12 protein-coding genes are annotated in these 11,099 nt (G+C 32.3%); 9 read left to right on the top strand and 3 right to left on the bottom strand.

Annotated features, from left to right (window positions below):
• Positions 1 to 59: 59 nt before the first annotated feature.
• The 3 genes from mscL to V1468_RS10705 form a co-directional block, all read right to left on the bottom strand.
• Complete coding sequence (mscL, locus tag V1468_RS10715) at positions 60 to 509, bottom strand: large conductance mechanosensitive channel protein MscL (protein ID WP_331810238.1); 450 nt, start codon at positions 507 to 509, stop codon at positions 60 to 62.
• 54 nt (positions 510 to 563) lie between these two features.
• Entirely contained in the window at positions 564 to 950 is a 387-nt protein-coding gene (locus V1468_RS10710) for a group III truncated hemoglobin (protein ID WP_331810237.1), read from the bottom strand.
• 66 nt (positions 951 to 1,016) lie between these two features.
• The gene (locus V1468_RS10705; RefSeq protein ID WP_331810236.1) at positions 1,017 to 4,268 is read right to left on the bottom strand and encodes a T9SS type B sorting domain-containing protein; all 3,252 of its coding nucleotides are present in this window, start codon (positions 4,266 to 4,268) and stop codon (positions 1,017 to 1,019) included.
• Positions 4,269 to 4,329: 61 nt separating this feature from the next.
• Here V1468_RS10705 and V1468_RS10700 point away from each other — a divergent pair, with 61 nt between their 5' ends.
• The 9 genes from V1468_RS10700 (at position 4,330) to corA (ending at position 10,731) form a co-directional block, all read left to right on the top strand.
• A complete protein-coding gene (locus V1468_RS10700; RefSeq protein WP_331810235.1) occupies positions 4,330 to 5,091 on the top strand; it encodes a Rossmann-like and DUF2520 domain-containing protein in 762 nt (253 codons plus the stop codon).
• Positions 5,088 to 5,648, top strand: coding sequence for a hypothetical protein (locus V1468_RS10695; protein WP_331810234.1), 561 nt, complete (start codon positions 5,088 to 5,090; stop codon positions 5,646 to 5,648). The genes V1468_RS10700 and V1468_RS10695 overlap by 4 nt, the downstream gene beginning before the upstream one ends.
• Positions 5,649 to 5,652: 4 nt before the next feature.
• Positions 5,653 to 6,186: a KdsC family phosphatase gene (locus V1468_RS10690; RefSeq protein ID WP_331810233.1), complete on the top strand. Its 534-nt coding sequence runs from the start codon at positions 5,653 to 5,655 to the stop codon at positions 6,184 to 6,186.
• 5 nt (positions 6,187 to 6,191) lie between these two features.
• On the top strand, positions 6,192 to 6,506 hold the full coding sequence (locus tag V1468_RS10685) for a hypothetical protein (protein ID WP_331810232.1): 315 nt from the start codon (positions 6,192 to 6,194) through the stop codon (positions 6,504 to 6,506).
• A 9-nt stretch (positions 6,507 to 6,515) separates the two neighbouring features.
• Positions 6,516 to 7,442, top strand: a complete 927-nt coding sequence (locus V1468_RS10680) for a geranylgeranylglycerol-phosphate geranylgeranyltransferase (protein WP_331810231.1) — start codon at positions 6,516 to 6,518, stop codon at positions 7,440 to 7,442.
• 1 nt (position 7,443) lies between these two features.
• Entirely contained in the window at positions 7,444 to 8,034 is a 591-nt protein-coding gene (locus V1468_RS10675) for a Maf-like protein (protein WP_331810230.1), read from the top strand.
• Between the two features lie 112 nt (positions 8,035 to 8,146).
• A complete protein-coding gene (locus V1468_RS10670; protein ID WP_331810229.1) occupies positions 8,147 to 9,070 on the top strand; it encodes a septum formation inhibitor Maf in 924 nt (307 codons plus the stop codon).
• A gap of 41 nt (positions 9,071 to 9,111) precedes the next feature.
• Positions 9,112 to 9,645 carry a mechanosensitive ion channel domain-containing protein gene (locus V1468_RS10665; protein ID WP_331810228.1) on the top strand — a complete coding sequence of 178 codons (534 nt, stop codon included), beginning with the start codon at positions 9,112 to 9,114 and terminating at the stop codon, positions 9,643 to 9,645.
• 3 nt (positions 9,646 to 9,648) lie between these two features.
• A complete protein-coding gene (gene corA / locus V1468_RS10660; RefSeq protein WP_331810227.1) occupies positions 9,649 to 10,731 on the top strand; it encodes a magnesium/cobalt transporter CorA in 1,083 nt (360 codons plus the stop codon).
• Positions 10,732 to 11,099: the final 368 nt, after the last annotated feature.

Here is an 11,099-nt window from a genome sequence, read left to right as displayed (position 1 = left end):
CTGTTTTGCTTAATTTTTGCATTCCCAAAAAGCGTTAAAATTCATTAATATATTTTCAATTATTTTGAAACTTGAGATTTAAGAAGTCGATTCTGTTCTTCCATTAAGTTTTTTAAGTCTGATAATAGTTGAATATCCTTTGGTGTTGCTACCGTTTTATCTTTAGTATCTTGTGCTCTGTTTCTTAATTTATTCATGGCTTTTACAACAATAAACACAGTGAATCCTATGATTAAAAAATCTAAAAATACTTCGAAGAGTTTTCCATATTCAACAGCTACTTCGCTTATTGTTATTGCACCTGAAGCATCAGTTACACCTTCTCTTAAAATCAATCTTTTATCCTGAAAATTAGTTCCATCAGATAATAATGACAAAGGTGGTAATAAGACTTGTTTTGCAAGGACATCTATAACTTTATTGAATGCAGCACCAATAATAATACCGATAGCCATATCCATCATATTACCTTTAACTGCAAATTCTTTAAACTCTTTAAGTAACTTCATTTTTGATTAGGTTTAATTAAATTTAAACCAACAAAGTTAACAAGAAGCTAAGGGTTATTTATTTCTGGCTTCAAATATTTTTAAGTAGAGAAAAGTGCCCATTTTTCGTGCTCTTCGTTTAGCATTTTCGGCATAATCACCTTCAAAAAGTTCATCAATGGTCTGATACCACAGATTTAACCAAAGTCCGAAGTGTTCATTTTTTATACTATGATTATGAGCTGCATCTACCTTAACATGAGCTTCTAACGGATTGCCATAATACCTTGTTTTTAAAAACAAACTCGATTCCCAAAACGTTGTAAGATGTTCTAGGTGCGCATCCCAATCTTTAATAGTTTCGTTGAAGAATGGACCCAATGCTTTATTCTCTCTCACTTTTGCATAAAAAGTAGAAACTAATAAGTACACATCTTCTCTGTTTTTGAGGTCATTTTTCATTTAATAAATTAAGTGTAGTAAAAGAGTGACATTTCACTTATTAAAGTGACAGAATTAACTAAACTTTTATCTTTTCAAAGAAAAATGACCAGATTTACTTTGACCATCTTCGAAAACAATCTCAAACCAATAGTCATTGGCTGGCATATCTTGTCCATTATACTTCCCGTCCCAAACACCACCATTTTGCGTTATAGATTTTAAAAGTTTTCCGTATCTGTCATAAATAAAAACTGAATAAAGTCTATCTGTATTACCTCTTAAACCCCAAAAATCATTATTATTATCACCATTAGGGGTAAAATACTTAGGGTAATCTATTATTGTTACCAATTCTTCTAAAATACCACATCCATTAACTTCCTTAACGTAAACAGTGTAATCACCACCAATTAAATTATTAAATACATTACTGTTTTGGTAATTTAATCCATCTAACGAGAATTGATACTCTAAATTTGAATCAATAAGAACCTCTATACTATTGTTAAGACTTAACTCCACTATTATTATTTCATAACTTGTTATGGGTGTAAATTGAGTTACTGTAACCTCAACCTCCGAGAAACTCATACCACATAAACCATTATCTATTGTGTAGGTGTATGTACCAGAGCTATCAACCAATGGGTTAAAAATACCTGAACCACTTGATAATATTGGAGACCATGTACCACCTGAATCTGGTGAACCGTTTAAACTATCGAACAAATTAACTAAACCTGAGTTTATACAGATTTCTAATATTCCATCTTCACCAGAATTAGGTGAATCATTTACAATTACATTTACTTCTGCTGTAGAACTTCCACAAAACACACTTTCTACTGTATAAATATAAGTTCCTGAAATATCAACTGATGGGTTAAATATCCCACTCCCACTTGATAAACTTGGTGACCAAATTCCCCCTGGATCTGGTATTCCATTTAAGTAATTAATTAAATCAACTGAACTGTCAGATTCGCATAACTCCAATATCCCATTCTCACCTGCATTTGGCAGCTCATAAACACTAACATTAACCTCTGAAGAGCTTGTACCGCATAAACCATTATCTATTGTGTAGGTGTATGTACCAGAGCTATCAACCAATGGGTTAAAAATACCTGAACCACTTGATAAAATTGGTGACCAAGTGCCACCCGAATCTGGTGAACCGTTTAAACTATCGAACAAATTAACTAAACCTGAGTTTATACAGATTTCTAATACTCCATCTTCTCCAGAATTTGGCGAATCACTAACAATTACATTTACCTCCGCTGTAGAACTTTCACAAAACTCACTTTCTACAGTATAAATATAGGTTCCTGACACATCAACTGACGGATCAAACATTCCACTTCCACTTGATAAACTTGGTGACCAAATTCCCCCTAAATCTGGTATTCCATTTAGGTAATTAATTAAATCAACTGCACCGTCAGATTCACATAACTCCAATATCCCATTCTCACCTGCATTTGGCAGCTCATAAACACTAACATTAACCTCTGAAGAGCTTGTACCGCATAAACCATTATCTATTGTGTAGGTGTATGTACCAGAGCTATCAACCAATGGGTTAAAAATACCTGAACCACTTGATAATATTGGAGACCATGTACCACCTGAATCTGGTGAACCGTTTAAACTATCGAACAAATTAACTAAACCTGAGTTTATACAAATCTCTAAATTAGCGTTTTCCCCTGCACTGAAAATACTAAACTCCTGAAAGTCTAAAACAGAATTAGAGTTTATATCTAATGGTGTGGAATATCCATTTAGTTCTCCTATGATTAACCCATTTGCATCTACATTGTCAGGCAGAGTACCTAAAGTTCCATTTTGATCATTATCTGTAAAGCCAGATTCGATAACATCAAAACAACCATCATTATCACTATCATAATCCATATGATCTGGATAACCATCAGAATCAGTATCTCTATTTTCATCACCATCTTGTTCAACCTCATCTAGTATACCATCATTATCATCATCTAAATCATCATCATTTAAAATACCATCATTATCAAAATCTGGCACACAATCTTGTTCAATTTCTTCTCTGCTACTACACATAGAAGGATTACCTGATATATCTACAAATCCTGTAATACCATCCGAAACTAATAAATTACAGATTGCAGAACAGTCAGTCAATGAGACATTATCAGTTATTAAAAAGGAAAAATCATTTATAAAATTTGGACCTGCTACTTGTATTAACGATTCTAAGCCATCTAAGGATGTTAATGAAGGATTTACATTTATCTGAAACAATCCACCAACAATGGTCAGCTGATTAAAGCCTATAATACTTTCAAGAGAATCATTGGTAATTATTTGGACGACTCCTCCTATTTGAGTCAAACTATTAAAACCATTTAAATCTATTAAGGAATTATTACCGGTTAATATAAACCAATCTCCAATATTGGTGAGACTATTAAACCCAGATAAGGTTTCGAGCGAAGTGTTACTAATTTCAAAACCGTCATTAACAGTAGTAAGAGATGGAAAATCAGTAATAACAGATAAATTTAATCCTGAAAAGTCAATAAATCCATCTATAATTTCAAGGTTTTCAAAACCTGTCAAAGAGATTAAATTTGTATTATTCCATACATAAAAAACTCTATTATCAACTTGGTCTGCTAACTCACCTATAGTTTCTAAGCTTGAAAAACCACTAACACTTTCTAATACATCATTACTTGTAAAAAAAAGACTATTACCTATCGTATTTAAAGAATTAAACTCTGGTATTAGAGCTAAGCTGTTATGGTTATTAAAAGCTAATGACCTACCAATAAAATTTAAATTTTCAAATCCTATAACTTCAGTTAAAACTAGATTACTATCAATGTTTAGATTACCTGATATATTGGTAAGGTTAGAAAATCCCTCTATACGTTCTAATCCTGTAACACCAATATTATTATCTTCAATTACTAAATCTCCGCCAACTGTCATTAAAGCATCAAACCCTATTATTTCTGTCAGCTCAGAAGTGTCAAATATTTGTAAATCAACACCCACACTTTCAAGGTTATCAAAAACGGCTATAGAATTAATATTAGGGCTAGAAATTCTTAGAGACCCACCTACTGTTTGAACCGGAGGTAAGTTAGAAATATCAGTAACTCCAAAGCCAATTATTAGGTCTCCTTCTATGTTTACGCAGTTCGGAAAATTTGTAGTAAAATCATTCATTTGAGCCTGTGATTCTAGAATTACATCACCAGAAGGGCATTGAGAATAAAGTGATTGCAAAAACAACAAAAGAAAAAAGATGTAAGTATAACTAACTCTGGCAATTATTGACATAGGACATTGCTTTAGTAAACAAAAATAAAAATAAAAGGGTAATTCTTACTATTTTTACTGCATGATAACTGTTACAATTTTAGGTGCCGGAAATGTGGCATTTCATTTATATAAAGCCTTTAAAAACGCTAAAGATGTTACCGTTAAACAATGGTATAATCGTACATACAGCGATATATCGTCTTATGCGAATGAAGTTGATACGATAGATGATTTGTCTAAACTTGAAGATGCTGACATTTACATTATGGCTGTTAGCGATGATAGTATTGCATCACTTTCTAGAGCATTACCTTTTGAAAACAGGTTGGTAGCACATACGTCGGGCAGTGTTTCTATCCACGATTTAGACAAGAAAAATCAGCGTGCTGTTTTTTATCCTCTACAAACTTTTTCTAAAGATGCGGAATTGAATTTTAGTGAGATTCCTATTTGTATTGAAGTGACTGAAAAAGCAAATCTTCAGTTTATGAAAGATTTAGCCGATGCCTTGGGCTGCTCAGCATATAAAATTAACACTGAACAACGCCAAACTCTACATTTATCGGCTGTTTTTATTAATAATTTCACCAATCAATTATACAGAATAGCTCATGAAATTAGTGATGCAAAAAGCATAAACTTTGATATTCTAAAACCGTTGATAATGGAGACTGCCAGAAAGGTTCAGGATATGTCACCTTACATGGCACAAACAGGACCTGCAAAACGTAACGATAAAAAGACTATAAAGCGTCATCTAAAACAGATAGAAAGCGAAGAGCATAAAGCCATTTATGAATTGCTAACCGCTTCTATAAAGAAAACACATAATTATAGATGATTGAGACTAACGCTTCACCTTCTGAACAGTCATCTCCTTTTTATGACACTAATAAAAAGTTCTGCTTAACATTTGAAAAATTTATTAAAGAACATGAAGGTTTCTCTGAGGGTAAATACAATGCTTGGTCTTATTCGGTGATTGGTAAAATTGGTACAACTAGAGAATGGGTCTTAAAGTACAAGAAATCTACTTTTACTTCAGGTAATTTGTTATTTTCAAATAAAACACAGAGCTTATTTGTATCCTCTATTTGGAAAACACACGGATTAGAAAATGAAAGATTTGTAATCAGAAAAAAGAAAATAAAAGATTTATTTTTCAAAATATTCAATTCAAAATTCAAAGCGCTAGACAACTTTAATAAGTATACTTTAATTTCTAAAAACAAATCAAAATCTATTTCAGATTTGGCTACTATTTTAAGACCTTTGTTAATATCTGGTGAAGTTTATCACATTTCCAATAACAACAAAGAGTTGTTTATTGAATTAAGAACTGACAAACATTATTTTGATATATTTAAAAAATTGAGCGATAGTAATATTACAGATTAAACACATGGACAACGATAAAAGCTATAAAGAGTACCTAATAAATATCAACACCTTTATTTTTGATGTAGATGGTGTACTTACAGATGGTACAGTTACCATTACCACCTCTGGTGAAATGCTACGCAGAATGAGCATTAAAGATGGTTTTGCCTTAAAAACTGCTGTTGATGCTGGTTTTAATGTGTGTATAATTTCTGGTGGCTCTAACGAAGGTGTTCGTAAGCGTCTTCAAGGTTTAGGTGTTACAGACATTTACCTAGGCGCACACAATAAAATAGAGCAACTCAACGATTATTTAGAAAAGAAAAACGTTAACGTTTCTGAAGTTTTATATATGGGAGATGATATTCCGGATTATCCTGTTATGGAACTTGTTGGTTTACCATGTTGTCCGCAAGATGCTGCGCCAGAAATTAAAGCCATTTCAAAATATATTTCGCATAAAAATGGCGGAAAAGGTGCTGCCAGAGACGTTATTGAACAAGTGCTTAAAGTACACAACAAGTGGAATGGTAATTTTGATGCTAAATACGATTAAATAACATGGCTCGAAGAAGCAGACGACATAGCACTGGTTTTGGTTACATAGGGTTTGGTAACAACCAATCTACCTTTAACCAAAAAACAAGCACACCTTTTTCAGTCTATAAAGAAAAACTAGATTTAGAGGCACACCTCCATTATGAAATGGAGTTTATGCACAAAAACCTAAGTAAAGCAGATAAGGAAAAAATAAAAAACAAAATACGAAAACAAGAACGCAAACTATTTAGACGAACCGTTGCTATCAGCCTTATTGTCTTTGCTTTTGTTTTATATGTTGCTTATTATTTAATCAATCAAATTCTTTCTCATTAATCCCTAATAATGATTCATTTTCTTAATCTAATCCGTTGGAAAAACCTAATTATGATTGCCCTTGTGCAAATCTTAATTAAATACGCTTTGTTGCTTCCATTTAATGAAAGTCAAGGTGTTACAACTACTCTCAGTACTTTTGCTTTTATTATTTTGGTTATAGCTACATTATGTATTGCAGCTGGCGGATATATTATAAACGATATTTATGATATTGACACAGATAAGGTTAACAAACCAAGTAAAGTCATCATCAATAAGCACATTTCAGAAAAGGATGGCTACACCTACTTCATGCTTCTAAATGTCATTGGTGTTGGATTGGGTTTTTACCTATCATATCACATTAATTATTCTTCTCTTTTTGTAGTATTTTTTATTAGCTCTGCGTTGCTGTACATCTACTCTACTGCACTAAAACAGATGTTTTTAATAGGGAATATTGTGGTTTCTATTGTTGTGGCACTAAGTATTTTGGTGGTTGGTGTTTTTGAATTAATCCCTTCTATGATGTCATTTAATAATGTAGCCAACATGCCTTTTTTAGAAATCATAAGGGACTATGCTATTTTCGCTTTCTTAATAAATCTAGTTAGAGAAGTTATAAAAGATATTGAAGATATTAATGGAGATCATAAGGTTGGTATGCAAACCATGCCAATAGTTTTAGGAAGAGATAGAGCTACAAAAATTGCGTTTGTGCTATCTTTAATTCCTCTTTTTGCAGTTGTGTATTACATTATCACGAGTTTATATACGCAACAAATTTTAGTAGGTTACTTTTTAGTATTTGTTGTCGCACCACTAATCTACATTACCATAAACATTTTTAGTGCAGAACAGCAATCGCACTACAAGCATATTAGCTTGATGTTGAAACTAGTTATGCTCACAGGTATGCTTTCTATGAGTCTTTATCCTTTTGTTTTAAATTAATATGTTAAACGACAAACTAAAAGATTATAATATCATTTTAGCATCTGCTTCTCCAAGACGCCATGCCTTTTTAAAGTCTATGAATATAGATTTTGAAGTGCGTCTTCACCCTGTTGAAGAAGTTTATCCTAATACTTTAAAAGGCACTGAAATCACAGATTATTTAGCAAAATTAAAAGCTGAAGCCTTTAAAAGGCAACTCAAAGAAAAAGACATTTTAATTACCAGCGACACTATTGTTTGGTTAGACAACAAAGCTGTTGAAAAACCAAAAGACAAGGATGATGCCTTTAGGATGATTAAATCGCTAAGTAACAAAACCCATGAGGTAATGACCTCAATCTGTTTCACTCAACTAACCCAACAAAAAGTTGTAAATACCATTACTAAAGTTACGTTTAAGGCATTAACAGATGACGAAATCTGGTACTACGTAAACACGTATGAACCATTAGATAAAGCTGGTGCTTATGGCATACAAGAATGGATTGGAGCCATAGGAATCACCAATATTGAAGGCTCTTATAACAACGTAGTAGGCCTACCTACACATTTACTTTACGAAACGTTAAATACCATTGCCAACACTTAAGTAGATTGTAACTTTGTAAGAAAGCTCATTTTGGGCTCCTGCCTGTCAGTAAACTTCGTCTCTCCGTACCATTATATTACTGACAAGCATTCTTATTAAAAATTTTATGTTGATGAAAAAGTTACTTTTTATACTCACAATTTTAGTAGTTGCATTTCAAAGTTGTAAAGAAACAGTTGAAACCACTTCGGAAATCTCAGAAAACTTACGTCCAGAGATTGAAGAAAAACAGCCTAAAGAAGAGTTATCGCAAGCATTTAAAGACTATTGGTATGCTGGTGAAGCAGAAATTACATCTTACAAACTAGAACAAGCGCGTTATGGTGAAATAAGAGATGGCAAAGCCGTTTTAGTTTTTGTTACTGAAGATTTTTTACCAGACGTTCAAGTAAAAGCAGATAATTACAGTGACAAAAACACTCCTGTTTTAAAATTAAATGCAACCAAAAAATTCAACACTGGTATTTATCCGTATAGTATTATGCAGAGTACGTTTTTCCCTGTAGCTAATAATCAGCACGCAGTAAAAGTATCAGCATCTATACAAGAATGGTGTGGCCATGTGTACACGCAACTTAACAATCGTAATCAATTTGAAATTATGTCGCACTCCTATTTTCAAGGTGAAGCGGATCAAAATTTTAAACTTGGAAAAACATGGACAGAAAACGAACTTTGGACTAAACTGAGAATAAATCCTAGCACCTTACCTGTTGGTGAAATCAGTATTATTCCATCATTAGAATTTATAAGATTATCACATAAAGACATCAAAGCTTACAAAGCTTTTGCAAACTTAACTGATGGTACATATACTTTAAACTATCCTGAATTAAACCGAAGCTTAAAAATTAATTATAACACAGTATTTCCTTTCGAAATTTTAAGTTGGGAAGAAACATCAACAAGCGGATTTGGTGCATCTGCAAAGACTTTAACAACTAAAGCCACAAAGCTAGAAACGATTAAATCAACCTATTGGAATAAAAATAATAATGTTGATGAAAGTTTAAGAACTACCCTAAAGTTACAATAGAATAATAGCTACCTTTGTTTGTATACTAACCTTAATACGCTATGTCAAATTTCTTTGAAACTTATCAATCCGAGATTATCTACTCCATTATTGTTCTTGTTGTAATGCTAATTATACGAGCGATAATTGTTGTCGCAGTAAATAAAATTGGAAAAAAAAGTGGAACTACCGAAGCCAGAGCTGCACTAATTGGTCGCTATGCAACAGTAACCTTGGTACTGTTGGCTTTGTTGATAGAAGCCTTTATTCTCGGTGCTAAAACTAGTGATATTACCCTAGTGTTTTCGTCTGTATTTGCTGTTATTGGTATAGCCTTATTTGCTATTTGGTCTATTTTAAGCAACATAACTTCTGGAGTAATTATGTTTTTTTCATTCCCTTACAAGGTTGGCGATAAGATTAAAATACACGACAAAGATTATCCTGTTGAAGCCATTATAGAAGACATTAGAGCATTTCAACTCATCCTTAGAGAAGACAATGGCGATTTAGTTACTTACCCAAATAACTTAATTCTTCAAAAAGCTGTAACTTTAATGGAGAAAGATGCTTTAGACGATAGCAGTATTCTTTAAATTATGATTAAAAGACGAACTAAGAAAAAACGCACCCAAGAATCTAAAAAACATATTGGTCAGGTTCCTGGAACGCTAATATATACTGGCAAAAAGTCAGACAAAGATTTTCATGTAGAATGCTTCGATTACACAAAAGATCATATTGAAGAATCTATTTTGTTAAATATTGAAGATGCTGTTAATTATAAAGAAACAGATTCGGTAACCTGGATAAATGTCGATGGACTAAAACATACAGACAAAATTGAAGATATTGGTAAACAATACGACCTTCATCCACTGGTTTTAGAAGATATTGTTAACACTTCTCAAAGACCAAAAATAGACGAATATGATGATTATCTCTTTGTAGTTTTAAAAATGCTGTATTACGATGACGAAGAAAATATTGTAATAGAACAAGTTAGCATCGTACTTGGCAAAAACTATGTGCTAACTTTTCAAGAATCCGAAGGAGATGTTTTTGGGTCTATTAGAGAGCGACTGCGGTTGTCTAATGGAAGAATAAGAGGTTTAAAATCTGATTATTTAATGTACGCATTAATTGATGCTATTGTAGATAATTATTTTAGTATCATTGAAACCTTAGGCAACAAAATTGAAGATTTAGAAACCGAATTGTTTTCTGGTAATGCCAGAGAAAATATTAATGTTGAAGTACAACAACTTAAACGTGAAATTCTAAAAGTCCGTCGTGCAATTTTTCCACTTCGTGAAATTATAAACCGTATTGAAAAAGGTGAGCATCCACTCATTTACAAACGTACAATTAACTTTTTCAGAGATATTTATGATCATTTAATTCAAGTCTCTGAAAACATTGATATTTATCGTGAAATGATCTGGAGTTTAATGGATATGTACATGACCACCATTAGCAATAAAATGAACGAAGTGATGAAAGTCCTTACCATTATTGCCACCATTTTTATTCCGCTTACCTTTATTGCTGGTATCTACGGTATGAACTTTGACAACATACCAGAATTACATTATAAATACAGTTACCACATACTCATTGGAGTAATGGTTCTACTCTTTTTAGCAATGCTCTATTACTTCAAACGAAAAAAGTGGTTATAACTTAGCTTGATGGAGTTAGCAGATAAACTTTTTGAAATCCCAATATTCATAAGTAGGTACATCATTTCCTTTATTTATCTACCTGTATTATTACTTATCATCCTAAAAATATCCATTGATTCAAATAGTATAGCTGTACCTTTAAAATTTATTAAGTGGATAATAATCAGCTATTGTGTTATAACTATATTATGCTGGCTACTCATACTTATTTTACCTCACTCCGGCAATTATGCATTTATAAAAAGAGCTACAGGGCCATATGCTTGGGCATATTGGCTGATGTTGTTTTTTAATTGTCTTCTTCCTTTAGTTCTATTACACAAAAAATTCGGAAAGAATGTTTATATCGTATTTGTTATTTCATT

The sequence above is a fragment of the Winogradskyella poriferorum genome, from assembly GCF_036553625.1.
In the GTDB taxonomy this organism is placed as follows: domain Bacteria; phylum Bacteroidota; class Bacteroidia; order Flavobacteriales; family Flavobacteriaceae; genus Winogradskyella; species Winogradskyella poriferorum.
This window is presented reverse-complemented; position numbering and strand designations above follow the sequence as displayed.

Excerpts from the sequence above, each read along its gene's own strand:
- V1468_RS10670 (WP_331810229.1), top strand. The coding sequence starts at position 8,147 with ATGAAAAAGTTACTTTTTATACTCACAATTTTAGTAGTTGCATTTCAA.
- V1468_RS10675 (WP_331810230.1), top strand. The coding sequence starts at position 7,444 with ATGTTAAACGACAAACTAAAAGATTATAATATCATTTTAGCATCTGCT.
- corA (WP_331810227.1), top strand. The coding sequence starts at position 9,649 with ATGATTAAAAGACGAACTAAGAAAAAACGCACCCAAGAATCTAAAAAA.
- V1468_RS10665 (WP_331810228.1), top strand. The coding sequence starts at position 9,112 with ATGTCAAATTTCTTTGAAACTTATCAATCCGAGATTATCTACTCCATT.
- V1468_RS10710 (WP_331810237.1), bottom strand. The coding sequence starts at position 950 with ATGAAAAATGACCTCAAAAACAGAGAAGATGTGTACTTATTAGTTTCT.
- V1468_RS10695 (WP_331810234.1), top strand. The coding sequence starts at position 5,088 with ATGATTGAGACTAACGCTTCACCTTCTGAACAGTCATCTCCTTTTTAT.
- mscL (WP_331810238.1), bottom strand. The coding sequence starts at position 509 with ATGAAGTTACTTAAAGAGTTTAAAGAATTTGCAGTTAAAGGTAATATG.
- V1468_RS10705 (WP_331810236.1), bottom strand. The coding sequence starts at position 4,268 with ATGTCAATAATTGCCAGAGTTAGTTATACTTACATCTTTTTTCTTTTG.
- V1468_RS10685 (WP_331810232.1), top strand. The coding sequence starts at position 6,192 with ATGGCTCGAAGAAGCAGACGACATAGCACTGGTTTTGGTTACATAGGG.
- V1468_RS10700 (WP_331810235.1), top strand. The coding sequence starts at position 4,330 with ATGATAACTGTTACAATTTTAGGTGCCGGAAATGTGGCATTTCATTTA.
- V1468_RS10690 (WP_331810233.1), top strand. The coding sequence starts at position 5,653 with ATGGACAACGATAAAAGCTATAAAGAGTACCTAATAAATATCAACACC.
- V1468_RS10680 (WP_331810231.1), top strand. The coding sequence starts at position 6,516 with ATGATTCATTTTCTTAATCTAATCCGTTGGAAAAACCTAATTATGATT.